This window comes from Xanthomonas citri pv. citri (genome assembly GCF_000961215.1).
Classification (GTDB): domain Bacteria; phylum Pseudomonadota; class Gammaproteobacteria; order Xanthomonadales; family Xanthomonadaceae; genus Xanthomonas; species Xanthomonas cissicola.
The window spans coordinates 1,884,547-1,908,888 of record NZ_CP008998.1 but is presented as its reverse complement, the minus strand read 5'-3'; the positions used below and the strand labels follow the sequence as shown (position 1 = coordinate 1,908,888).

Annotated in this window: 22 protein-coding genes, 1 tRNA gene and 1 pseudogene; 14 read left to right on the top strand and 10 right to left on the bottom strand. The window is 66.1% G+C overall.

Features of this window, described 5'->3' with window-relative positions; genetic code table 11:
- Positions 1–255 precede the first annotated feature (255 nt).
- Positions 256–345 (bottom strand) — tRNA-Ser (locus tag AMD14_RS08925).
- A 367-nt stretch (positions 346–712) separates the two neighbouring features.
- Positions 713–1,729, bottom strand: a complete 1,017-nt coding sequence (locus AMD14_RS08920; RefSeq protein ID WP_015463061.1) for a LysR family transcriptional regulator — start codon at positions 1,727–1,729, stop codon at positions 713–715.
- A 100-nt stretch (positions 1,730–1,829) separates the two neighbouring features.
- Here AMD14_RS08920 and AMD14_RS08915 point away from each other — a divergent pair, with 100 nt between their 5' ends.
- Positions 1,830–2,411, top strand: coding sequence for an FMN-dependent NADH-azoreductase (locus tag AMD14_RS08915; RefSeq protein ID WP_011051060.1), 582 nt, complete (start codon positions 1,830–1,832; stop codon positions 2,409–2,411).
- A gap of 321 nt (positions 2,412–2,732) precedes the next feature.
- Here AMD14_RS08915 and serS read toward each other — a convergent pair whose 3' ends face one another.
- Complete coding sequence (serS, locus tag AMD14_RS08910; protein ID WP_003485789.1) at positions 2,733–4,013, bottom strand: serine--tRNA ligase; 1,281 nt, start codon at positions 4,011–4,013, stop codon at positions 2,733–2,735.
- A gap of 111 nt (positions 4,014–4,124) precedes the next feature.
- On the opposite strand from serS, the gene AMD14_RS08905 reads away from it, so the two are divergent.
- Positions 4,125–4,787, top strand: a complete 663-nt coding sequence (locus AMD14_RS08905; protein ID WP_003485791.1) for an energy transducer TonB — start codon at positions 4,125–4,127, stop codon at positions 4,785–4,787.
- A gap of 355 nt (positions 4,788–5,142) precedes the next feature.
- Positions 5,143–5,610 carry an energy transducer TonB gene (locus AMD14_RS08900; protein ID WP_005926340.1) on the top strand — a complete coding sequence of 156 codons (468 nt, stop codon included), beginning with the start codon at positions 5,143–5,145 and terminating at the stop codon, positions 5,608–5,610.
- A 127-nt stretch (positions 5,611–5,737) separates the two neighbouring features.
- Here AMD14_RS08900 and aroA read toward each other — a convergent pair whose 3' ends face one another.
- The 3 genes from aroA to serC form a co-directional block, all read right to left on the bottom strand.
- Complete coding sequence (gene aroA, locus AMD14_RS08895) at positions 5,738–7,060, bottom strand: 3-phosphoshikimate 1-carboxyvinyltransferase (RefSeq protein WP_011051057.1); 1,323 nt, start codon at positions 7,058–7,060, stop codon at positions 5,738–5,740.
- Positions 7,061–7,182: 122 nt separating this feature from the next.
- Entirely contained in the window at positions 7,183–8,391 is a 1,209-nt protein-coding gene (gene pheA, locus AMD14_RS08890) for a prephenate dehydratase (RefSeq protein WP_003485797.1), read from the bottom strand.
- A gap of 82 nt (positions 8,392–8,473) precedes the next feature.
- A complete protein-coding gene (serC, locus tag AMD14_RS08885; protein ID WP_011051056.1) occupies positions 8,474–9,559 on the bottom strand; it encodes a 3-phosphoserine/phosphohydroxythreonine transaminase in 1,086 nt (361 codons plus the stop codon).
- 176 nt (positions 9,560–9,735) lie between these two features.
- On the opposite strand from serC, the gene msrP reads away from it, so the two are divergent.
- Together msrP and msrQ are read left to right on the top strand one after the other, a co-directional pair.
- Positions 9,736–10,704 carry a protein-methionine-sulfoxide reductase catalytic subunit MsrP gene (gene msrP / locus AMD14_RS08880; RefSeq protein ID WP_015463058.1) on the top strand — a complete coding sequence of 323 codons (969 nt, stop codon included), beginning with the start codon at positions 9,736–9,738 and terminating at the stop codon, positions 10,702–10,704.
- A 125-nt stretch (positions 10,705–10,829) separates the two neighbouring features.
- A complete protein-coding gene (gene msrQ / locus AMD14_RS08875; protein ID WP_011051054.1) occupies positions 10,830–11,486 on the top strand; it encodes a protein-methionine-sulfoxide reductase heme-binding subunit MsrQ in 657 nt (218 codons plus the stop codon).
- Here the strand turns inward: msrQ and AMD14_RS08870 are convergent.
- The gene (locus AMD14_RS08870) at positions 11,428–12,237 is read right to left on the bottom strand and encodes an FHA domain-containing protein (RefSeq protein ID WP_011051053.1); all 810 of its coding nucleotides are present in this window, start codon (positions 12,235–12,237) and stop codon (positions 11,428–11,430) included. The two genes, msrQ and AMD14_RS08870, sit on opposite strands and share 59 nt — an antisense overlap.
- Positions 12,238–12,450: 213 nt before the next feature.
- On the opposite strand from AMD14_RS08870, the gene AMD14_RS08865 reads away from it, so the two are divergent.
- The 4 genes from AMD14_RS08865 (at position 12,451) to AMD14_RS08850 (ending at position 15,084) form a co-directional block, all read left to right on the top strand.
- Positions 12,451–12,726 (top strand): polyhydroxyalkanoic acid system family protein, encoded by a 276-nt coding sequence (locus tag AMD14_RS08865; protein ID WP_003485815.1) that lies wholly within the window; start codon positions 12,451–12,453, stop codon positions 12,724–12,726.
- A 162-nt stretch (positions 12,727–12,888) separates the two neighbouring features.
- Positions 12,889–13,449 (top strand): phasin family protein, encoded by a 561-nt coding sequence (locus AMD14_RS08860; RefSeq protein ID WP_003485818.1) that lies wholly within the window; start codon positions 12,889–12,891, stop codon positions 13,447–13,449.
- Between the two features lie 57 nt (positions 13,450–13,506).
- Complete coding sequence (locus AMD14_RS08855; RefSeq protein ID WP_223293163.1) at positions 13,507–13,764, top strand: hypothetical protein; 258 nt, start codon at positions 13,507–13,509, stop codon at positions 13,762–13,764.
- A 288-nt stretch (positions 13,765–14,052) separates the two neighbouring features.
- Positions 14,053–15,084: a restriction endonuclease gene (locus AMD14_RS08850; RefSeq protein ID WP_040107604.1), complete on the top strand. Its 1,032-nt coding sequence runs from the start codon at positions 14,053–14,055 to the stop codon at positions 15,082–15,084.
- 181 nt (positions 15,085–15,265) lie between these two features.
- Here the strand turns inward: AMD14_RS08850 and hutC are convergent, their stop codons facing one another.
- The 3 genes and pseudogenes from hutC to AMD14_RS08835 all read right to left on the bottom strand — a co-directional run bounded on the left by hutC (position 15,266) and on the right by AMD14_RS08835 (position 17,688).
- Complete coding sequence (hutC, locus tag AMD14_RS08845; protein ID WP_015472283.1) at positions 15,266–16,003, bottom strand: histidine utilization transcriptional repressor HutC; 738 nt, start codon at positions 16,001–16,003, stop codon at positions 15,266–15,268.
- Positions 16,004–16,031: 28 nt separating this feature from the next.
- Positions 16,032–16,258: pseudogene (locus AMD14_RS25015) on the bottom strand (hypothetical protein).
- A gap of 59 nt (positions 16,259–16,317) precedes the next feature.
- The gene (locus AMD14_RS08835) at positions 16,318–17,688 is read right to left on the bottom strand and encodes a formimidoylglutamate deiminase (RefSeq protein ID WP_033479935.1); all 1,371 of its coding nucleotides are present in this window, start codon (positions 17,686–17,688) and stop codon (positions 16,318–16,320) included.
- 60 nt (positions 17,689–17,748) lie between these two features.
- On the opposite strand from AMD14_RS08835, the gene hutI reads away from it, so the two are divergent.
- The 5 genes from hutI (at position 17,749) to AMD14_RS24620 (ending at position 24,226) form a co-directional block, all read left to right on the top strand.
- A complete protein-coding gene (gene hutI / locus AMD14_RS08830) occupies positions 17,749–18,954 on the top strand; it encodes an imidazolonepropionase (protein WP_011051050.1) in 1,206 nt (401 codons plus the stop codon).
- Between the two features lie 13 nt (positions 18,955–18,967).
- Positions 18,968–20,509, top strand: a complete 1,542-nt coding sequence (gene hutH / locus AMD14_RS08825; protein ID WP_011051049.1) for a histidine ammonia-lyase — start codon at positions 18,968–18,970, stop codon at positions 20,507–20,509.
- Between the two features lie 181 nt (positions 20,510–20,690).
- Positions 20,691–21,548 (top strand): N-formylglutamate deformylase, encoded by an 858-nt coding sequence (gene hutG, locus AMD14_RS08820; RefSeq protein WP_015463055.1) that lies wholly within the window; start codon positions 20,691–20,693, stop codon positions 21,546–21,548.
- Positions 21,549–21,564: 16 nt separating this feature from the next.
- Positions 21,565–23,232 (top strand): urocanate hydratase, encoded by a 1,668-nt coding sequence (gene hutU, locus AMD14_RS08815; RefSeq protein ID WP_011051047.1) that lies wholly within the window; start codon positions 21,565–21,567, stop codon positions 23,230–23,232.
- Between the two features lie 265 nt (positions 23,233–23,497).
- Positions 23,498–24,226 carry a hypothetical protein gene (locus AMD14_RS24620; protein WP_005914878.1) on the top strand — a complete coding sequence of 243 codons (729 nt, stop codon included), beginning with the start codon at positions 23,498–23,500 and terminating at the stop codon, positions 24,224–24,226.
- Positions 24,227–24,342: the final 116 nt, after the last annotated feature.

Here is a 24,342-nt window from a genome sequence, read left to right as displayed (position 1 = left end):
ATCTGCGTTTTAAGCGCGTGCAGCTCCCGTAGCAAGGTGAGCGCTGCTCGCTCCGGATCGTCCTGAAAGCGATAGCAGCGATGCAGGTGCCGGCAGCGCGACCACCTGCACTGCACGGTCGAGCGCGCCGCTGAGTGATCCGTGCGCTGACACATTGATCGTCAGACGACCATCGCACCGAGTATGGGACAGCGGATGGGACGAGCGGTGTGCGCGGCGGAACGTCACGGCACCTCTGCGATTTGCAACGACGTATGGCGGAGAGAGTGGGATTCGAACCCACGGAAGGTTTGACCCTTCGCCGGTTTTCAAGACCGGTGCCTTAAACCGCTCGGCCATCTCTCCGATGCTGCTGCGCGTGACCGCCGAAGGCGTCGGATGCCACGCGGGCGACCCGCCTCGCGCGGGTGGCCTGGCTGTGGCCGCACGAACATCCTGTGCGGCCCGCTCTCCCAGGATCGCTCCCGGGCGCGCATTCTCGCATGCCCGGGCGCGTTTTGCTCAGTGGCACCGCCGCCGCTGGCCGGCGCAGCGGGCTGCACCACGCATGCCGCTCGGCTGCTACACGGTGTGGTCGGCCGACGGCGTCTAAGCACGCAACCCGCCGGACATCTGAAGCGAACTGACTGCTGAACAGCAAGGGGACTGCCAGACAACATGCCGGCCAGCCTCGGCCGTCAACCTAGGCCTTGGCCAGCTTCGTCACGGACGCTTAGCCCGCTTCGGCCACCACCAGGCGCGGCGCCGTGCCGGTGGCACGCTTGAGCTTTTCCGCCAGTTCGGCGCAATTGCCGCCGCAATCCAGGCGCGAGCGTTCGATTTCCTGGGGCAGGTGTTCGGCCAGGAAGTCGATGAACACCCGCACCGCCGGCAGCAGGCCGCGACGCGAGGCGAACACGGCATGGCAGATGCCCTGCGGCAGCGACCAGTGCGGCAACACCACTTCCAGCTCGCCGCTCCGCACCGCTTCGGCGCATACGGTTTCCGGCAGCATGGTGATGCCGAAGCCGTCGCGCGCCATCGACTGCAGCAGCGGGAAGTCGAAGCCGGCCAGCCGTGGCTGCAGATCGACGCGGCGCATTTCGCCGTTCGGGCCGTGCAGCTCCCAGCGCTGATGCGCTTCGTCTTCGCTGGTGCTCATGGTGGTGTGGTTGGCCAGCTCGCTGGGGTCCTTGGGACGCCCGGCGCGATCCAGATATTTGGGACTGGCAACCAGCAGTTCCTGCACCTGGCCGAAGCTGCGCATCACCAGGCTGCCGTCGTCGTCCAGGCGCGAGCGCACACGCAGCGCAATGTCGTAACCCTCGTTGATGACATCCACGCGGCGATTGCTGATATTGAGCTGCAGCCGCACCTTGGGATACTTGGCCAGGAATTCCGGCAACAACTTGGGCAACTGGATCTGCGCAAGCGAAACAGGAACGCTCACACGTACCAGACCGCGCGGCTCGGCGCTGAGACGATCCACCACCTCGCGCGCGGCCTGGGCCTCGGCAAGCATGGTTTGCGCGTGCCGGTGCACGCTGGTGCCGACGTCGGTCACCGCGAAACGGCGCGTGGAGCGCTGCAACAGGCGCACGCCCAGGTCGGTCTCGAGCTGGCTGATGCGGCGGCTCAGGCGCGATTTGGGGATGCCCAGCGCACGCTCGGCAGCGGCAAAGCCGCCGTGATCCACCACCATCGCGAAATAATACAGGTCATTCAGGTCGTGCATGGCGCATGTATCCATGGATAGAACGATAAGTGATATTTAATCACCTTTATTCCGACAGAGCAACGACCTAGGCTGCACACCTCCGCGGCGATGCCGCTTGCCACAGGTCACCGTCATGAAACTGCTGCACCTCGATTCCAGCGCGCTCGGCGCCAATTCCATCAGCCGCGAGCTCAGTGCCGCCGTCGTGGAGCAGCAGCGCCGGCTCCATCCCGAGGTGGACGTGTCGTATCGCGACCTCGACCGCGACCCGATTCCGCATCTGACCGCGCAAACGCTGGCGCAGACCGATCCGGCAGAGGCCGCGGCCGCCGAAGCGGTGATGCAGCAGTTCCTGCAGGCCGATGTCATCGTGATTGGCGCACCGATGTACAACTTCGCCATCCCTTCCACGCTCAAGGCCTGGATCGATCGCATTGCAGTCGCCGGGCGCACCTTCCAGTACACCGCCAATGGTCCGGAAGGCCTGGCCGGCGGCAAGCGCGTCATCATTGCCAGCGCGCGTGGTGGCCTGTATGCCGATCCCACGAACGATTTTCAGGAGCCGTATCTGCGCCAGGTATTGGGCTTCCTGGGCGTCGACGACATCAGCTTCGTGCGCGCAGAAGGCGTGGCGTATTCGCCGCAGCATCGCGCCGATGCGCTGGCCTCGGCGCTGGCCGGGCTGTCTGAAGAAGAGGCTGCTGCTGGCGCGTAAGCGTGCGGCGTGATGCGTCGACGCATCGAAAGATCGTCATGACGGCGACATGCCGTAAACGAAAAACGGGACCAGCGCTGGTCCCGTTTTTTTTCGTCAATCTCCACTAGCAAAGGAGCTCGCGCTCAAACGCCTCAAACGATGTGCGCCAGACAACGCAGACTGCACTCCACACTCGCAGTTGTCGGCTACCAAAGCGTCGCGAGCACGCGTTTGGTGAGCGCGGGTCTAGCCGGGCAACCGCAGTGCCCGAACGCGACATGCGCACCGAACACCGCCCACGCCGCCTGCTGATGGGCGCCGCCTTCCTGTTAGCGGCGCTCAGCCGATACGCTCGATCCCGCCCATGTACGGACGCAGCACCTGCGGTACATCGATCGAGCCATCGGCATTCTGGTAGTTCTCCATGACCGCGATCATCGCGCGACCCACGGCAGTGCCCGAGCCGTTGAGCGTGTGCAGCAACTCCGGCTTGCCGCTGACCGGGTTGCGCCAGCGCGCCTGCATGCGCCGCGCCTGGAAATCGCCGCAATTGGAGCAGGACGAAATTTCGCGATAGGTGTTCTGCGACGGCAACCACACCTCCAGATCGTAGGTCTTGATCGCGGAAAACCCCATGTCGCCGGTGCACAGCAACACCTTGCGATACGGCAGACCGAGTTGTTCCAGCACCACTTCGGCGCAGCGCGTCATGCGCTGATGCTCGGCATCGCTGTCTTCCGGCGCACAGGCGGTCACCAGCTCCACCTTTTCGAACTGGTGCTGGCGGATCATGCCGCGCGTATCGCGGCCACCACTGCCGGCTTCGGCGCGGAAACACATCGAATGGGCGGTCATGCGCAATGGCAGACGCTCGGCGTCGACGATCTCCTCGCGCACGATATTGGTCAGCGGCACTTCGGAGGTGGGGATCAGATAACGGCGCGACTCGCCCACTTCGGTCTGAAACAAATCGTCTTCGAATTTCGGCAGCTGACCGGTGCCGCGCATCGAATCGGCATTGACCAGCAGCGGCACGTTGGTTTCTTCGTAACCGTGTTCGCCCACATGCAGGTCCAGCATGAACTGCGCCAGCGCACGGTGCAGACGCGCGACCGGACCACGCAGCACGGTGAACCGCGCACCCGACAATTTGGCTGCCGTTTCGCCATCCAGCCAGCCGTGCGGCGCACCGAGTTCCACATGGTCCTTGACGGCGAAATCGAACTGACGCGGCGTACCCCAACGCGATTGCTCGAGGTTCTCGCTCTCGTCCTTGCCAAGCGGCACACCCTCGGCCGGCAGATTGGGCAGGCCAAGCGCGATGCCTTCGAGCTTGGCGCGAATCGCATCCAGCGCGTCTTCGGACGCCTTGAGCTCATCGCCGAACCCGGCCACTTCGGCCATCAGCGCGGCCACGTCTTCGCCCTTGGCCTTGGCCTGCCCGATCGCCTTGGATTTGGAATTGCGCTGGCTCTGCAGTTCCTGCGTGCGCACCTGGATACGCTTGCGCTCGCTCTCCAGCGACTCCAGTTCCGCAGTGTCCAGGGAGAAACCGCGCGTGCTGCGCAGGCGCTCGGCAAGGTCGGCAGGGTGTTGGCGAAGCAGGGCCGGATCTAGCATCGGAATATGTGCGTCAGTGGAATAGCGCGAGATTATCGCCTGTTCCGCCACCTGCTGCGATCGATTCACTACGGCTATGCCAGAATTGCGACGATTCTTCAGGTGAGTCCTATGCCCGCGCCCCGTCCCGCGTCCGATCGCCCTATCGTTCTGCGTCTGCCCCGCCACACGCTGAAAATCGCCGGCATCGCCTTCGCTGCCGGCCTGCTGTTGTTCCTGCTGGTCTGGGCCACCGGCCGCAAGGACGACTTCTATAAGGCCTCGCCGGCGCAGCCGACCGCAGGCGCGCAGACCGACGACACCATCGCGCCGCTGCCGGCGCCGTTGCCCGCCCAGGACGGTGCCAGCGACATGCCGCAGGCCAAGCCGCCAGCCGAAACCCCCACCCTGGTGGACACCGCACCACCGGCCCCACCCGCTCCGACGCCGCTGCCGGAAAATGCGGTGCCAGGTGCCGCTGGCAGCGCCGTGCCGGTCAACCCGCCGGTGGCTGGCGGAGATCGCCCGGTACCGATCCAGGGCCAGATGCCGCCGCCCCGCTACCCGCCCGCTGCGCTGCGTCGCGGCGATGCCGGCGATGTGGTGGTGCGGGTCGACGTGGATGCCGCCGGCAATCCCGGTGGCGTGACCCTGGTGCAGCGCAGCGGCTCGCGCGATCTGGACCGTGCGGCCATGGAAGCGGTGCGGCACTGGCGCTTCCACCCGGCGCAGCGCAATGGTCAGCCGGTCGCTGGCAGCATGGACATCCCATTCGAGTTCAAGCCGGCGCAGTAAGCGCAGCTAACCCTTCGCAGCTGATCCTTGTCACTGCGTTGCGCGTATCCAGGCCTGAGGTGGCAGGCTCTGTGAACGCCCCGCAGCCGGAAGCGCCATGTTGTTTAACCGCGCCGCAATGTCAGCTTGACTAAGCTGAACATCCGGCAAGCTCTAGCGCTTCCTCTACCGGCTGCCTTAGCTCTCCCTCAGGTATCGCCAACCAGACTGGTCCCGTCATCCCCAGATGCGCAGGAGGCCGGCCATGTCCGTCACTTCGAATCCTTCATCCACTCATCCATCGTCGTTGCCGCGACACGGCCGGCGCCCCCAAGAGCGGCAGCAGAACGTGGCGAGCGACGGCGCGTCGCCCTGGATGTGGGCAACGTTGGTGGCGCTGCTCGTCGTGGTGCCCAGCTGGTGGTGGGCACGCCACAGCGATGAGTCATTCGCTCCCGATACGCGGCCGCTGCCGGTGGAAAGTCGGCAGATCCTGCCAACGACCGATGGCCCGCGCGCGATGACGATGGTGGCGCACCAGCCTGCTCGCCCAGCGATCAGCAGCGTAGAAGCCAAGCCGCTCCCGGGCAACGCAATGCCGAGCTACCCCGCCGCCGTGGCGCGTGCCGGCATCCAGGGCAGCCGCACCGCACGTCTGCAACTGGATGTACAGGGCCGGGTGAGCGATGTGACCATCGTCGAGCGGAGCGGGAGTGACGACCCGCGGCTGGATGCAGCGGTGATGGAGAGCTTGCATCGGTGGCGCTTCGAGCCCGCCACGCGCGACGGCCACGCAGTGGTGAGCAGCGTGCAGGTGCCGGTGGAATTCACCGCGCAGCGGTGAGGACTTGCTCAGCGCTGCGGCTTTTTGCCCTCAACGTTTGCCCTCAACGGTAGAGATGTCGCGGGCGTCGTTTGACTCCTGACTCGCTGGCAGACCCTGCCAAGCCACTCGGCGGAGAACAGACGCGTTACCGATGCCCGGCAGTTTCCAGCCCGAATCCGACGTCCTGTGCCAGGGTGTCGAAGCCCGGGAACGAGGTCGCCACATTCGCCACGTCGTTCACCTGCACCTGTCCCATGGATAGCTGGCCGGCAATGGCGAACGCCATGGCAATGCGATGGTCGCCATGACTTTCGATCACGCCGCTGCCGATGCTGCCGCCATGGATGGTCGCCCCATCCGGCGTTTCGTCGACCTGTATGCCAAGCGTGCGCAGGCCGGTGGCCATCGCCGCCAGGCGATCGGACTCCTTGACGCGCAATTCGGCGGCGCCGGTCACCACGGTCTGCCCGCTCGCTGCAGCGGCAGCCACGAACAAGGCCGGGAATTCGTCGATCATGTCCGGCACCAGCGCCTCGGGAATCTGCGCACCGCGCAATGGCGCGTAACGCACGTGCAGATCGGCGACCGGCTCACCGCCGTGTTCGGCATGGTTTTCTTCGCCAATATCTGCGCCCATCAGGCGCAACGCGGCCAGCAGCCCGGTGCGGCGCGGATTCAATCCGACCGCGCGCAGCACCACTTCCGAGCCGGGAACGACGCTGGCCGCGACGATGAAGAATGCAGCCGACGAAAAATCCGCAGGTACCGCGATATCGGTCGCGCGCAGACGCTGTCCACCGCGCAGACGGGCCTTGCCAGGCGAAAAATCGATCTCCACGCCGAACGCCGACAGCATGCGCTCGGTGTAGTCGCGGGTGGGATGCGGCTCGGTCACCGAAGTCTCGCCCTGCGCATAGAGACCGGCCAGCAGCACCGCAGACTTGACCTGCGCGCTGGCAACCGGCGAGACGAAATCGATGCCGTGCAGCGCCTGCCCACCGCGTACGTGCAGTGGCGGCGTGCCGTCGTCCTGCGTCTCGATCCGCGCGCCCATCTGCGCCAGCGGGCCGGTCACGCGCCGCATCGGCCGCTTGGATAACGACGCATCGCCCACCAATACGCTGTCGAAGCGCTGCGCAGCCAACAGGCCGGCCAGCAGACGCATCCCGGTGCCGGCATTGCCGCAATCCAGCACCTCGGTTGGCGGCTGCAGACCATCTACACCCACACCGTGCACGATGCGCTGCGACGCCGACGGCGTTTCGATGCGCACGCCCAGCTTGGCGAAAATGGCGGCGGTAGAGCGCGTGTCCTCGCCTTCAAGAAACCCATCGATCTGCGAAACGCCGTCGGCGAGCGCGGCGAACATGACCGCGCGGTGCGAAACCGACTTGTCGCCAGGAATGGCCAGGCTGCCCTGCAGTGCGGTGCCGCGTCGGGCAATCCAGTGGTGCGTGCTGCTGCTCATGCATGTGATCCGATGGCTGCGGCATCGCCAACGCCGACGATGCGCTTGAAGAAGGGTGCGGCGTCGCCGTCGATACAAGGTTGCGGCGCGCCGGCATGGATTGTCGTATCGAGCCTCAATGCTCAGGGAATGGCCACCGGATACGAACCCAGCACCTTGATCTGTGCCGAGTGCGCTTTCAGTTCGGCCAGCGCCTGCTTCATCGCATCGTCTTCGACATGGCCGATCAGATCGATGAAGAAGCCGTATTCCCACTTGGCCTGATGCGAGGGCCGCGATTCGATGCGGTTCATGCTGATGCCGTGGCGTGCGAATGGGCTGAGCACGTCGAACAACGCACCCGGCTTGTCGTGGATGAACACCAGCACCGACGTGCGGTCGTGCCCGGACGAAGGAAAGATCTGCCGCCCGATCACCAAGAAGCGCGTGGTGTTGTCGTCGTCGTCCTCGATCGACTTCATGATGACTTTCTTCAAGCCATACACATGCGCTGCGCTTTCGCCGCCGATGGCCGCGGCATCTTCAGCATTGCGTGCGCGGCGTGCGCCTTCGGCGTTGCTGGACACTGCGATCTTTTCCACCTTGGGCAAATGCGAGCGCAACCAACCCGCGGTCTGCGCGAACGACTGCGAATGCGCGTAGATGCGTTCGATATCTTCCAGCCGGCCGTTGCGCGAGAGCAGATATTGATGCACTCGCAGCTCGACTTCGCCGCAGATTTTCAGGTTGGAGGTCAGGAACATGTCCAGGGTGACCTGGATGGTGCCCTGCCCCGAATTTTCCACCGGCACCACGCCGAAGTCGGCATTGCCTGCCTCCACTTCCTGGAACACTTCTTCGATGGTCGCCATCGGCAAGCCCACCGCCGAGCGGCCGAAATGCTTGAGCACCGCCTGCTGGCTGAAGGTGCCTTCCGGGCCGAGATAACCGATCTTCAGCGGCTCCTGCTGGGCCAGGCACGCCGACATGATTTCGCGGTAGACGTGCACCAGCACTTCGTCGCTGAGCGGGCCTTCGTTGCGGTCCACCACCATGCGCAGCACCTGCGCCTCGCGCTCGGGGCGGTAGTAATCCACCGCCGCCGCAAGCTTGCCCTTGGCCTTGCCGACCTGATGCGCGAAGTTGGCGCGCTCGGCAATCAGCGCCTGGATATTGCGGTCGATCTCGTCGATCTTGGCACGCACATCGGCCAGCACCGGCGCGGCGGTCTTGATCGCGGCCTTTTCAGCCGGCGTGTTTGCAGGCTTGCCGGCTGAAGCACTCGTCGCTGTCTTGGTCGGCTTTTTGTTGCCGCCTGTGGCGGCCGTGGGCTTGTTGGACTTGGGGGCCATTGCTGGGCATTCCTAAAATGGCGGCGCATGTGCGCTGGCAGCGCATGCGCCTGCGCGGCAGACGCCGCAGGTAGATGAAGACTCAGCCGTGACGCTGCTGGAAGTCGTGCATGAACGCGGCCAGCGCTTGCGCGCCCGCCACCGGCATCGCGTTGTACAGCGACGCCCGAATGCCACCGACTGCCTTGTGACCCTTCAACGCGAGCAGCCCGGCTGCCTTGGATTCGCTGACGAACAGCGCATCCAGCCGCTCGTCCGGCAGAAAGAACGGGATGTTCATGCGCGAACGCACTGCCGGTTTGATCAGGTTGCGATAGAAGCCGCCGGAACCATCGATGGCGCCGTACACCAGCGCGGCCTTCTCTGCATTGCGGCGCGCAAACTCCTGCACTCCGCCCTGCTCCAGCATCCACTTCACGGTCAGCCCGAGCAGATACCAGTTCCAGGTCGGCGGGGTGTTGAGCATCGAATCGCGCGCGACCTGCGAGGCGTAATTGAAGATGTCCGCACGCGGTTGCCCGGCACGTTCCAGCAGATCGCGCCGCACGATCACCACCGAAATGCCGACCGGACCAAGATTCTTCTGTGCGCCGGCGTAGATCAGGCCGTAGCGCGAAATATCCAGCGGCTCGGAGGCGATCGACGAACTGAAGTCGGCAAACAACGGCAGCGTGCCCACGTCCGGCGTGTCGCGAAATTCGACGCCATGGATGGTTTCGTTGGCGGTGATGTGCACGTAGGCCGAATGCGGCGACAAGGTCCAGCTGGCCGCAGCGGGAATGTCGACGAAGCCATCGGCCTGCGCGTCGGCGGCGATGCGCGCATCCACATATGTGGCCGCCTGCTTGATCGCGGTCTTGCCCCAATGCCCGGTGATCACGTAGTCGGCCGCCTGGCCGGGCGCGGCGAAATTCAGCGGCAGCAGCGCCTGGATGGTGGTGGCGCCACCGGCGGTGAACAGCACCGCATAGTCGTCGGGAATCGACAACAAACTGCGCAGATCGGCTTCGGCGGCAGCGGCCACCGCCATGAAATCGGCGCTGCGGTGGCTGATTTCCACGATCGAGGCGCCAACGCCGTTCCACTCCACCATCTCTGCCTGCGCCTGGCGCAGGACCGATTCCGGCAATGTCGCGGGGCCGGCACTGAAATTGAACGCGCGTGTCATGGCATACCTTGTCGAGCTAGCCTTCTAGTATGCCGCAGCGCATCGGGCTTGGCAGCGGACAAAAAAGTTGCAGCTGCATCCTTTTGACTGAGCCTGACGTAACGTAGCGATGCGCCAAGGCGAACTTGTGTCCTGGTTCGTTACTCTTACCGCTGCAGCCACTGCCGGAGCCTGCCATGTCGTTTCGCGATGCTTTGAACTTGCCGTCCAGCGAGATCACCGACGAGTCCGTTTACCGCGACCGTCGCCGGCTGCTGCAGTTATTGGCGCTGACCCCGGCGCTGGGCGTGGCCGGGTGCGCCGAGGCCGACCCGCCTCCGCCGCCCAAGACCGTGGTGACGCCGGCGCAGGCGCGCAGCGGGTTCCGCACGGCAGAGGAACTGACCCGGCTGGAAGACGTCACCAGCTACAACAACTTCTACGAGTTCGGCACCGACAAGACCGATCCGTCCAAGGCGGCCAAGACCTTGAAGCTGTCGCCTTGGACGGTGAAGGTGGGCGGCGAATGCGAGAAGCCCGGCAGCCTGTCGCTGGACGAACTGCTCAAGGGCATCGCGTCGGAAGAACGCATCTACCGGCTGCGGTGCGTGGAAGGCTGGTCGATGGTGATCCCGTGGACGGGCGTGCCGCTGGGCGAGGTACTCAAGCGCTTCGCGCCGACCTCCAAGGCGAAGTACGTGGCATTCACCACCCTGGCCGACCCGCAACAGATGCCGGGCGTGCGCTACCGTTCGATCAACTGGCCATATCGCGAAGGCTTGCGCATCGACGAGGCGATGCATCCGCTGACCCTGCTGGCCACCGGCCTGTACGGCAAGCCGCTGCCGCAGCAGAACGGCGCGCCGCTGCGGCTGGTGGTGCCGTGGAAGTACGGCTTCAAGAGCATCAAATCGATCGTGGAAATCCGTTTCGTCGAAAAAATGCCCGAGACCGCCTGGCACGATCTGCAACCTTCCGAATACGGCTTCTTTTCCAACGTCAATCCAGCGGTGGACCACCCGCGCTGGAGCCAGAAGACCGAACGCCGCATCGCCGGCACCGCCAGCAAGCTGTTTGCCGAACGCATCGCGACAAAGCCCTTCAACGGGTATGCCGATCAGGTCGCTTCGTTGTATGCGGGCATGGATCTGAAGAAGTGGTTCTAGGCAACACACACTCTGACATCGACCCGGCGTAGGAGCGCACCCGGGCGCGACTGGCTTTATCGGTCATGCCAGTCGCGCCCGGGTGCGCTCCTACGCTTCAGCATCGTTTCCTTTTTCGAGTTCGCATGGCCAAGACATCCACGTCCGTGATCGCTGCCAAGACGCTGGTGCATGCCGCGGCGCTGGCGCCGATCGCCCTGCTCGGCTGGCAATTCTGGCAGGTGTGGCAAAGCGGCAGCGATGCGCTGGGCGCCGACCCGGTGGCCGAGATCGAACATCGCACCGGGCTGTGGGCGCTGCGTCTGTTGCTGATCACGCTGGCGATCACGCCGTTGCGCCAACTCACCGGGCAGGCAGTGGTGATCCGCTTCCGCCGCATGCTGGGCCTGTACGCGTTCTTCTACGCCACCGTGCACCTGGCGGCTTACCTCACGCTGGACCTGCGCGGCTTCTGGACGCAGATTTTCGAGGAGATCCTCAAACGCCCCTACATCACGGTGGGGTTTGCGGCGTGGTTGTTGCTGATGCCGCTGGCGATCACCTCTACCCAGGGGTGGATGCGTCGGCTCAAGCGCAACTGGGGCCGCCTGCACATGTTGATCTACCCGATCGGCCTGCTGGCAGTGCTGCATTTCTGGTGGCTGGTGAAATCCGATATCCGCGAGCCGGCCTTGTACGCCGGCATTCTTGCGGTGTTGCTGGGCTGGCGCGTCTGGAAAAAACTCAGCGCGCGCCAAACCACAGCAAGGCGCTCAACGCCGCCGCCAGCAACGCCGCGCTGAGCAGCAACCAGGGCCAGCGTGCCACCTTCACCGGTGCGCGCGTCGGCTCTGCAACGGCGCTCGGCGGCGGCAGGGGTTCGGTATCGGGCAGATCCCAGGTGGTGCTGTGGTGCGTCCGCGGCACTTCCACCACGAAGCGGTGGCGCGCATCGAAGACGACCTGATCGCCCGCCTGCAGCCAGCCGTCGCGCACCTGGACGCCATTGATCCAGCTCCCCTCTTCCGAACCCAGATCGCGGATCAGCACACGGTCGCCGTGCCGTTCCAGGCGCGCATGCTGCGCCGCGAATGCCGGGTCGTCGATGACGATATCGGCGGCGGCATCGCTGCCGACCAGACGCGCGCGATCCAGGGTGAAACTGCGACCGTGATGACGCCCGCCGATGCCGCGCAACAGCAGGCAGACCTCGCCGAGGCTGGCCGTGTCGTCTTGGGTATCGTTGGCCGGCGCACTGGACGGGGCACTGCGCAACAGCATTTCCACGCCATCGGCATAGATCGCATCGCCCGCACGCAGCAGCGCCATGCGGCGCACCGGGCGCCCATTGACGTGGATACCGCGGATTCCGTTGGCGACCTGCAGCCACAGGCCGCGTTGGTCCAGGCAGAACTGCGCCAACAGCAATGCGCCCTGCGCATCGCCGACCACCCGCACGCTGCCGGAGGCATGACGGACGATCCGGTGGACGCCGGGCTTGAGGGAATGATCCGGCTGCTGCCGGTGGGTGAAGTGAACTTGCAGGTCGCGCACCCGCCGCAGCCTAGCAGGTTTGCCCCCATGCGCGGCCATCCAGGAGTGATCGGAGCGTGCTGGCGCGCTGCCGTCGGCTGAGCAGGCGCCGCGGCGGCAGCTCGCAGACCCGCATGTCTGACATCGACAGCGACGCCACGCGTGGCCGCACTTGGAGCCTGGCCCGCGCATGCGCACAATGCGCCCTCACTTTTCGCCTGACCCATCGCACCCATGTCCAACATCGATATCCGCCACGACCATTCCTTGACGCCGGCCCAGGCCCGCGCGGCCATCGACGAGGCGGCGCGCAAGCTGACCGATCGCTACGGCGTCGCCTCGCATTGGGAAGGCGACACCTTGCGTATCGCACGTGCCGGCGTGGACGGGGCGATCGCGCTGCTGCCGCAGCAAGTGCACGTCACCGCCGAGCTCGGCTTTTTGCTATCGGCCGTCCAGCCGATGGTGGAATCGGAAATCCGGCGCCTGCTGGCCGAAAAACTCGCCTGATCGTGCCGTTGGCGCTGCGCTGCTTCAGCCTCAAGTCACCTGCTCGGGCGCGTGCGGGTAGATGCTTCCAGTCCGCCTGATCGGGCACTGCTTCACCTGCCCGATGCAGGGTCGGCACTAGGGTGACCGCAATGTCACGTTGGCAACCTACAGGAGCATCGCATGACGACCGGATACGATCACAACGGTAACCGCGGCAACGCGGCCCAGGGCTTCCAGGCGCAGGCGGAACAGATCTCGCGCCGGCTTGGCGAATCGGCTCAGACCGTGTGGCTTGCTGGCCTGGGCGCGCTCGGGCGCGTGCAGAACGAAGGCAGCAAGCTGTTCGACTCGCTGGTACGCGAAGGCGCCGCCTATGAACGCACCGGTCAGCGCAGGGCGGCCGAGAGCGTGGATGAGTTGCGCGAAGAGGTGGAAACCCAGTTCGAGCAGGCCCGCGATACTGCGGTGCGCGGCTGGGACAAACTGGGCAAGGCCTTCGACGAACGCGTGAAGGGTGTCCTGCGCACGCTCAACATTCCCGAGCAGGAAGAATTGGAAAACCTGCGGCGCGAGGTCGAGTCGCTGAAGGCCCAGGTCCGCGCAAATACGGCGGCCACCAAGCGCGCCAACCGCACCGCCAACCAGGCGGCGCAGGCTGCCAGCGAGACGACCGGTGCTGGCGGCGCGGGCGCCGGGGCGGCATCGTCGTCCAGCAATCCCGGTGCGTTCGACCCGGAATAAGCGCAACGGTGAAAGCAACCACGCTGTCATGGGACGGCGCGGTTGTCGCCCGGGACGGTGAGAAAATCATCGCAGGTGCAGGTGCAGGTGCAGGTGCAGGTGCTGGTGCTGGTGCTGGTGCTGGTGCTGGTGCTGGTGCTGGTGCTGGTGCTGGTGCTGGTGTGCAGACTACGCTTCGAGATGCGTGCCGGCGTGGTCGCCCCCAGCCACCCCAAGCAGTGTCGCCGGCTGCGCCACCTGACCTGGTGCGGGCAATTGCCCTGCGTGGTGCGCTTGTTGAAGCGGCAGCCCGGCATTGGCGATGGTTCGACGTGAAGCCAGGAGGCGAGTCAGATCCGCATAGCCTTTGGAATCAGGACCTTAGCGCTTCGACACAGCCCTACCTCCCGATGTTGCAAAGCAACATGATTTTTCAGACAATCGGGGACGACCCGCCAGTCCTGCGTTACGAAGTCCGTTTGCTCCCCTCCCCTCACGGCTTCGGACTGGCGGGTCTTTCGCTATCTGGATCACGGCTCGCGATATCGCCGCGCACGATCCATTGACGAATCTTTCGCGAAGGATTCTTCTACACGCACGATTCGTTATACGCGCCATTGCTTGATGCTCATGCCTTCCTGGATTCTGGCGCCCTTGGCTGCACTGCTGCTCTGGCTGGCCGTGTCTGCCTATCTTTGGCTGGTGCGACGACGCGCCAATGAAGTGCATGAAGGCGTACGTGCGCTAGCCATCATGCACTGGCGCGATTTTTCCGCCGTGGTGCTGCGCGTTCTGCAGGATCAACGCGGATGGCAGCCCACGCAGTTGCCGCAGGACGGCCTGCCCACTGCCGATTTCATGATGCAGACCGAGCATGGCACCCGGCTGGTGGCCTGCAAGCACGGGCGCGGTTATCGCATCGGCGTGGCGGCAGTGAACGAGCTCGGCGCGATGGCGCGGCTGGCTGGCGCCAACGGCGGCGCGATGGCGCGGCTGGCTGGCGCCAACGGCGGCGTGATGGTGACCGAAGGCCGCATGGAGCGCGAAGGTATCGCCGCCGCGGAGAAACAATCGATCGAAGTCCTGGACGGTGTGCGTCTGTGGCCGCTGCTCAAACCTTATCTGCCTGGCGACGTGGAAGCCGGCGTGGTCGGTGCGGCGCGCCGCCGCGCGATCCGCCACAGCATCATCGCCGGTGCCGCGCTGGCGACGCTGGCAGCCATGGCGGTGCTGGCGCTGCGCCCGCCGGCTCCGACGCCGGCTGCACCGCGCACTGCGGTGTCTTCGCCTGTTCCCGCGCCGGCTCGCGTGATTGCTGCGGCTAGGCCTTCCGCCAGTCCCGCCCAGCCGGGGCCGTCACCCACCGCGGCGGCCCCGGCCGCGGTGGCAGCCGGCGCAGAACCGGATGCGGCCACCATCCAGGGCTATCAGCGCGAGGTCTCCAAGGCGCTGGCGCAGACACCGGGGCTGGTGCGCGGCATCTGGCTGACCCAGGCGACCCTGGTCGTGGACCGGACGGTGGAAGACGGCGCGGCATGGCCGCTGATTTGCCGCGAGCTGGAACGCTACCCCTACCTGCGCACGGTGCGCGTGCAGCTCAACCCGCGCCCGGGCACCGCCGAGCCGGTGCGCTGGCGTCAGTGCAGCACGATCTGATCCTGGGGCGTTGGCGGCTGTCATCGTGCCGCGCGGCTTGGCCTGCTCAGCTGGGCACCTGATCGTGAAGCGCAGTCGCCGCCATCTTGGCGTGCGACTTCAACACGGCCGATAACCGTTCAGCCAACAATCCCCGGCGACTTGAGCGCTGCGGTAGCGTCCGTCGCCTGCCGACATCACCTCAGCGCAGCCCCGGCGCGAACCGCGCCACCAGATCGTACGACCCGCCTAGAAACATCTGGCGCACGTAGGTGACCGGCAGGTCCCCGCGCCAGGTGTGGCGGTCGATCACCAGGCAGGCCGCGCCATCGTCCGCCTGGAGCTGCTCGGCCTGCGCGGCATCGGCACTGGCAGCGCTGATGCGGTGCTCGGCGCGCGTCCATGGCACGTTGCGCAATAACCAGCTGCCCGGCGCCACCTCCGTGAACGGCTGGTCCAATGCGTCGGGCACGGTGGCGATATCGATCACGCGGTGCTCCAGCGCAAACGGGCGGCCGTCGGCCAGGTGCACGCTCTGCAATTCCAGCACCTTGCCGGTGCTGCCCAGCGCACGTTCCTGCGGCACGCGCTGCCGCACGTTGCGCAGCTGCCGCGACAACAAAGAGAACCGGTACGCATGGCCGCGCGTGGTCATTTCCACTTCGATGTCCGGGATCGAAAGCGCCACCTGTTCCAGATGCGGGTGCTGCCGTGCCACGAATGAACCGGTACGGCGGCGGCGTTCGATCATGCCGGCATCGGCCAGCAAGCCGAGCACCTTGTTCACGGTCATGCGCGAGCAGCCGTACTGCGCCATCAACTCATGCTCGGGCGGCACGCGGTGCCCGGGCGGCCAGTCGCCGCTATGGATGCGTTGTTCCAGATCCTGGCGGATGCGCTGATGCAAGGTGCCAGGCACGATGGTGGTGATGGCGTTCAACGCGCGGGTCTCCGGAAAGAGCGGCTATTCAATCGGCATGCCACATGGTCGGCAGCGTGCGCCAGCAGCACGTTGCGACATGCACCATGCACGCTGCATGGACGAGGGCACTGGTGCACCTGCACCGCCGACGCTGCTGCCTCTGCAGCGGCTCCTGGAGCAGCACTGCGCGCGCATCCGTTTGAAGCGGCTCAGGCGCAGCCACTGGCGGTTGCGGCCGGGGCCCGTCATCGGCAGGTGTAAAGCGTACACCACGACTTCTGCGCGCCGTTGGGCATCCACCTGACCACTCTTGCATCGTGCGATGGCCAATGTCACTGGCCCAGCAGGCTGCGCAACACCGCGGCAAACCGTATGGCGATACGGGCGCGGTCGACATGCTGCCCGTTGCGCACCACCCAGCGCCCGCCACGCCAGACGTTGCGCACCGCGGTGCCACGCGCGGCAAACAGCCAGCTGTCCAGCAAGGCGTCGTCGCTGCGCGCCAGCAGGGCCGGATGCGCGGCGTCCAGTTCGATCAGATCGGCCGCTGCGCCGGCACGGATGCCGGTCTGCGCGAGGCCCAGCGCCTGCGCGGCACCCATGCCAGCCTGATCGTAGAGCCAGCGCCCGCTCGAGACAGGCCCCTGCGCCAGGACATTGCGCGCCTGCAGCGTCAGGCGCTGGCCGTACTCGAGCAGGCGCAGTTCTTCGGCTGCATCGATCAGCACATTCGAATCCGAACCCACTCCAAAACGCCCGCCCGCAGCAGCAAAGGCCTGCATCGGGAACACGCCATCGCCCAGGTTCGCTTCGGTGATCGGGCACAGCCCGACCACCGCGCCGCTGGTGACAATCGCCTGCAGTTCGCGTGCATCCACATGCGTGGCGTGCACCAGGCACCAGCGCGCATCCACCGGCGCGTTGGCCAGCAGCCACTGCACCGGGCGCTGCTTGGACCAGGCCAGGCAGGCGTCCACTTCACGCTGTTGCTCGGCGATATGCAGATGAATGGGGCCATCGGTAAGCGGCACCAGCGCTGCCAGTTGCTGCGGAGTGACCGCGCGCAGGCTGTGCGGCGCCAGCCCGAGCACCGCGTCCGGCAGCGCTTTCAGGCTGTGTCTGCAGTCGTCCAGCAAGCGCGCGAAGCCGTCGATGTCGTGGATCAGACGGCGTTGCGCCGGGCTGGGGGCGGCACCACCGAAATCCGAGTGCGCATAGAACACCGGCAACAAGCTGAGCCCGATACCGGTGTTGGCGGCAGCGGCGGCAATGCGCTCGGACATTTCGCCGGCCTGCGCATACCGCGCACCGCTCGCCGCGTGGTGCAGGTAATGGAATTCGCCGACCCGGGTGAAGCCGCTTTCGAGCATTTCCACATAGGCCTGCTCGGCGATCGCCTGCAGGCTGTCCGGGTCGAGCCGGTCGACGAAGCGGTACATCAGCTCGCGCCAGCTCCAGAAGCTGTCGCCGCTGCGCCCACTCACTTCGGTCAACCCCGCCATGCCGCGCTGAAAGGCATGGCTATGCAGGTTGCCCAGGCCTGGCAGCAATACCTCGCAACGCGTGTCGGTGGGGGCAGCAGGCGCATCGACCTGCACCGCGCCGATACGGCCCTGCGCTAGTGCGATCCGCACGCCGCTCGCCCAGCCGTCGGGCAACAATGCCCGGGCGGCCCAGAACACCTGCATCTGTTGGTCTGCCACTGGACACCCTCGATCGCCGAATCTATTGTATATACATATCAGACACCACGAGCCTGCGCCATGCATTGCGACGTTCTGTGGCACAACGCGCAACTGATGACCCTGGATGCGGCCGCTGGCGGCCTGGGCATCGTGGACGATGGCATCGTCGCCTGCCGGCACGGCCATATCGTCTACGCCGGCGCGGCCGCACAGGCGCCCGCACTGCAGCCCGACACTGCGCACGACTGCCAGCGTCGCTGGATCAGCCCCGGCCTGATCGATTGCCACACGCACCTGGTGTACGCCGGCAATCGGGCCAACGAGTTCGAGCAACGCCTGCGCGGCGCCAGCTATGCCGACATCGCCGCAGCCGGCGGCGGCATCGTGGCCACGGTGCGCGCCACCCGCGCCGCCGACGATGCGGCACTGCTGGCCGCCAGCCTGCCGCGCCTGGATGCGATGCTGGCCGAAGGTGTGACCACGCTGGAAATCAAGTCCGGCTACGGGCTCGCGCTGGACGATGAAATCAAGCAGCTGCGCGTGGCGCGCCAGCTCGGCGCGCAGCGCAAGGTGGAAGTGGTGCCGACCTTCTTGGGCGCGCATGCCGTGCCGCCTGGCGAGCAGGCGCAGCCCTACATCGACCAGGTCTGCACGCAGATGATTCCGGCGATCGCCGCACAAGGGCTTGCCGAGGCGGTGGACGTGTTCTGCGAGCATCTGGCGTTCTCGCAGGCGCAGGCCGAACAGGTCTTCATCGCGGCGCAAGCGCATGGTTTGCGCATCAAGATCCACGCCGAACAATTGAGCAACCAGCACGGCGCCGAACTGGCCGCACGCTACGGCGCGTTGTCGGCCGATCACATCGAGTACCTGGACCAGCACGGCGTTGCGGCGATGGCCGCTGCCGGCACGGTGGCAGTGCTGTTGCCAGGCGCGTTCTACTTCACCCGCGATACCCAGCTGCCACCGATCGCCGCGCTGCGCACGGCCGGCGTGCCGCTGGCGCTGGCCACCGACTGCAACCCGGGCACCTCGCCACTGACCAGCCCGCTGCTGGCGATGAACATGGCGGCGACGTTGTTCCGCATGACCGTGGACGAATGCATCGCCGGGTTCACCCGCGAGGCTGCGCGTGCGCTTGGGCGCAGCGAGCGCCTGGGCCAGCTGCGCGCCGGCATGGACTGCGACCTGGCGATCTGGAACATCGATGCGCCGGCCGATCTGGTCTATCGCATGGGCTTCAATCCTCTTCATGCCCGCGTGTGGCGCGGGCATCCGTGCTGAATCCGGAGTCGTCATGAGTGTTTCTATTGTCTTGCAACCCGGCCAGGTCACGCTGGCGCAATGGCGTGCGCTGTATCGCGGTGCCGAAGTCGCGTTGGACGATGCATGTGCTGCTGCGGTGCTGCGCAGCGCGCAAACGGTGGAGGCCATCGTGGCGCGTGGCGAGCCGGTGTATGGCGTCAACACCGGCTTCGGCAAGCTGGCCAGCGTGCGTATCGAGCGCGAGGATCTGCAGGCCCTGCAGCGCAATATCGTGCTCTCGCATGCGGCAGGCGTGGGCGAGCCCACGCCGGTGCCGGTGGTACGGCTGATGATGGCACTCAAGCTCACCAGCCTGGCCCAGGGCGCGTCCGGCGTGCAGCCGGACACGCTGGCACTGCTGGACGCGATGCTGCGCGCCGGCATCACGCCGGTGGTGCCGTGCCAGGGCTCGGTGGGCGCTTCCGGCGATCTGGCACCGCTGTCGCATCTGGCTGCGGCGATGATCGGCGTTGGCGAGGCCTTCGTCGGCGCGCAGCGTCTGCCTGCTGCCGACGCGCTTGCACATGCGCAGCTGCAGCCGCGCGTGCTGGGCGCAAAGGAAGGGTTGGCCCTGCTCAACGGCACCCAGTTTTCCACCGCCTGCGCCCTGGCCGGTCTGTTCGAGATCGAAACCGTCCTGCAGGCCGCGCTGGTCACCGGTGCATTGTCGGTGGAAGCGGCCAAGGGCTCGGATACGCCCTTCGATGCGCGAATCCATGCGCTGCGCGGGCAGCCTGGACAGATCGCCACTGCCGCAGCGCTGCGCGCCCTGATGGCCGATTCGGCCATCCGCGAATCGCATCGGCTTGGCGATGTGCGCGTGCAGGACCCGTACTGCCTGCGCTGCCAGCCGCAGGTGATGGGTGCGGCGCTGGATGTGATGCGTCAGGCCGCGCGCACCCTGGAGATCGAGGCCAATGGCGTGTCCGATAACCCGCTGGTCTTCAGCGATACCGGCGAAGCGCTGTCTGGCGGCAACTTCCACGCCGAGCCGGTCGCCTTTGCCGCGGACATGCTGGCGATGGCGGTCTGCGAAATCGGCTCGATCAGCGAACGCCGCACCGCGATGCTGGTCGACCCGGCGCTGTCCGGCCTGCCCGCCTTTCTCACACCGCGCCCGGGCTTGAACTCCGGCTTCATGATTCCGCAGGTGACGGCCGCCGCGCTGGTGTCGGAAAACAAACAGCGCGCGTATCCGGCCAGTGTCGATTCGATCCCGACCTCGGCCAATCAGGAAGATCACGTCTCGATGGCTGCGCACGGTGCGCGCCGGTTGCTGGCGATGGCCGAGAACGCCGCGCACGTGATCGGCATCGAGCTGCTGGCTGCCGTGCAAGGCTGCGACTTCCATGCGCCACTGCGCTCCAGCACTGCGCTGGAAGCGGCACGTGCCCTGTTGCGCGCACAGGTGCCCACGTTGCAGGACGACCGCTATTTCCATCCGGATATGCTGGCTGCCAGCGCGTTGGTGCGCTCGGGCGCGCTGGCGCAGACAGTGGCGATCCCGTTGCCGGGTGTGGAGCAGGACGTATGAGTGGGCAGCGCTTATGCAGCGAATCGATACCTGCATCGTCACGGTCGCAACTGCGGTCTTTCGCTGTCTCCCCAAGCACACGCACTTGCGATGACGCCGCGCCGTACACGCGACGCATCCGCAACGCACAGCTGCGCAACGCATGCCGCACGCTCGCAGCACGCGTACATGGAGCGCAGCGATGAACGCCCTGCCCGACTGGCTGGAACTGCACCGCGGCGACGCGCCGTTGATCATCAGTTTTCCGCATACCGGCACCGATTTACCGGAGGACGTGGCCGACCAGTTCGTGTCGCCGTGGCTGGCGCGCCGCGATACCGATTGGTGGGTACACCAGCTTTACGACTTCGCACAGTCGCTGGGCGCCACCACGCTGCGGACCGCCATCTCGCGCTCGGTCATCGACGTCAATCGCGACCCGAGCGGGGCTTCGCTGTATCCGGGCCAGAACACCACCGGTCTGTGCCCGCTCACCACCTTCGACAATCAGCCGCTGTATGCAGCTGGTGCGGCACCGGATCAGGCGCAGATCGCGTTGCGTCGCACGCGCTGGTTCGACCCGTACCATGCCGCGCTTGCCGGAGAAATCGCGCGCCTGCGCGCGCGGCACGCGAAGATCGTGGTCTACGACGCGCATTCGATCCGCTCGTTCATCCCGCATCTGTTCGATGGCGAATTGCCGCAATTCAACATCGGCAGCAACGAGGACCGCAGTTGCGACCGACACCTGGTCGATGCGGTGGAGAGCCTGTGCCGCAGCAGCGGCTCCAGCACGGTGCGCAACGGCCGTTTCAAGGGCGGCTGGATCACCCGCCACTACGCGCAGCCCAAGCACGGCGTGCACACCTTGCAGATGGAACTGGCCTGCCGCGGCTACATGCGCGAACCCGACAGCCTCACTCCCGACAACTGGCCAACGCCGTGGCAGCCGGTACACGCCGTCGCGCTGCGCGCGGTACTGCGCCACGTGCTGCAGGCCTGCCTGCACTTCGCCAACGCGCCCTCTTCCGACACCGCGCCGCCTGCGGCCAACCGCTGATTGCAAGGAACCCGGCATGACCCGTCACGATGCAACCCGCGTCATCCGCGCCGCCACCGGCACCACGCTCACCGCCAAGAGCTGGCTCACCGAAGCGCCGCTGCGCATGTTGATGAACAACCTGGACCCGGACGTGGCCGAGCGCCCGCAGGAACTGGTGGTCTACGGCGGTATCGGCCGCGCCGCGCGCGACTGGGAATCCTTCGACGCGATCGTTGCTGCGCTCACGCGTCTGGACGAGGACCACACCTTGCTGGTGCAGTCCGGCAAACCGGTGGGCGTGTTCCGCACCCATGCCGATGCGCCGCGCGTGCTGATCGCCAATTCCAACCTGGTGCCGCGCTGGGCCAACTGGGACCACTTCAACGAACTCGATCAAAAGGGCCTGGCCATGTACGGCCAGATGACCGCCGGCAGCTGGATCTACATCGGCGCGCAAGGCATCGTGCAGGGCACCTACGAAACCTTCGTGGAAATGGGCCGCCAGCACTATGACGGCAACCTGGCCGGCAAGTGGCTGTTCACCGGCGGTCTCGGCGGCATGGGCGGCGCGCAACCGCTTGCGGCGGTGATGGCCGGCGCCTCGTGCCTGGCGGTGGAGTGCCGCCGCTCCAGCATCGACATGCGCCTGCGCACCGGGTATCTCGATACCTGGACCGATTCGCTGGATGAAGCGCTGCGCCTGATCGAAGAGTCGTGCACCGCGAGGAAGCCACTGTCGGTCGGCCTGCTCGGCAATGTCGCCGACGTGCTGGACGAACTGCTGCTGCGCGGGATCAGGCCGGATCTGTTGACCGACCAGACCTCTGCACACGACCCGGTCAACGGCTACCTGCCGCAGGGCTGGAGCGTGGAAGAGTGGGACGCAAAGCGCGTGAGCGCGCCCAAAGAAGTGGAAGCGGCGGCGCGCGATTCGATGGCCAACCACATCCGCGCCATGCTCACCTTCCACGCACTGGGCGTGCCTACCGTGGATTACGGCAACAACCTGCGCCAGATGGCGCTGGAGGCCGGCGTCGACAACGCGTTCGATTTCCCCGGCTTCGTGCCTGCCTACATCCGCCCGCTGTTTTGTCGCGGTATTGGCCCGTTCCGCTGGGTCGCGCTCAGCGGCGACCCGGACGACATCGCCAAGACCGACGCCAAGGTCAAGGAACTCATTCCCGACGATGCGCATCTGCATCGCTGGCTCGACATGGCGGCCGACAAGATCGCCTTCCAGGGCCTGCCCGCGCGCATTTGCTGGGTCGGCCTGGGCGACCGCCACCGGCTGGGCCTGGCCTTCAACGCAATGGTGCGCAGCGGCGAGCTGAAGGCACCGGTGGTGATCGGCCGCGACCATCTGGATTCGGGCAGCGTGGCCTCGCCCAATCGCGAAACCGAAGCGATGGCCGACGGCTCGGACGCGGTCTCCGACTGGCCGCTGCTCAACGCCCTGCTCAATACCGCCAGCGGCGCCACCTGGGTATCGCTGCACCACGGCGGCGGCGTCGGCATGGGCTTCTCGCAACATGCTGGCATGGTGATCGTCTGCGACGGCAGCGAGGCCGCCGACAAGCGCCTGGAACGCGTGCTCTGGAACGACCCGGCCACCGGCGTGATGCGCCACGCCGATGCCGGTTACGCCATTGCAACCGATTGCGCGAAGGCAAAAGGGCTGGATTTGCCGGGCATTCTGCGCTGACCCAGCCGAACAGCGCGCTTGGGGGCACCGCTGCATCGTCCGGGCCGCTCCCGCGCGCAGCCCCCTCTTCGTGCATTCCCTTACCCCGCAGTGGCGCGCTGTCGGGCCTCTTCCGGGTGCCATTCGCCACCTGAGATCCTGTGCGCCGGCAACATGTCGTTGCCGTGTCTGAGCACGACGTCCCGAATCAGGGCACGCGCCAAGGATCAGCCTCAAGTCTGCGCGTTGCAGGCCGACAAGATATGCAACGTTTCGAGGAATCCCCATGGGCATCCTGATCTACCTGGTGCCTGCATTCGCACTCTGGGCGCTGATCGCTACCGGGCTGGCGTTCGTACGTGGCCGCCAGCTGCGTGCCGAATCCGGCGAGCTTGCCAGCACGCAGGACAGCCTTGGCCGCTATCAGGCGGCGCTGTCGCAACTGAAGGCGCGTGCGGCGGCCACCACGCTGGAACTGGAATCGCTGCAGCGTAGCTATGCCGTGCTCAAGCAATCGCTGGAACAGCATGAGCAGAACGCCTCCGAGCAGCAGGCGGCCGCTGCCGGCCAGGTGATTCCCATGGTGTTGGTGCAGCGGCTGGATATCGCCAGCGAGATCGGCACGCTGTTCGCGCATGTGGCGCGCGTGGCACGTAGCCTGCGTCGCTACAGCGCCTACAGCCGCGGCCACAACGCCCCCGAGCCGACCACCGCGCGCTACGACCTGCACTGGCTTGCCGATTGCCTGCACAGTTTCGATCAGATCGGTCACGCACTGGTGCGTGGCAATGTCGCTGCACTGATCACGGCCTGCCAGGATCTGTTGTCGATGTACGAGCATTACCTGAAGGATGGCTCCGGCTACAACAGCCGCGACACCTTCCAGCGCCTGAGCAACGATGTGCCGCTGTCCGAGGCCACCGATGCGATCCGCTCGATCATCGTCAAGGCGACGCTGGCACAGGATGTGCGCGATGCGGTGCAGGACGATGAGGTGGCGGCGAACGTCGGATGATTCGGGATTCGGGATTCGGGATTCGGGATTCGGGAACCGGGAACCGGGAACCGGGATTCGGGATTCGGGATTCGGGAACCGGGAACCGGGAACCGGGAAAGCGTGCGGCGCGATGC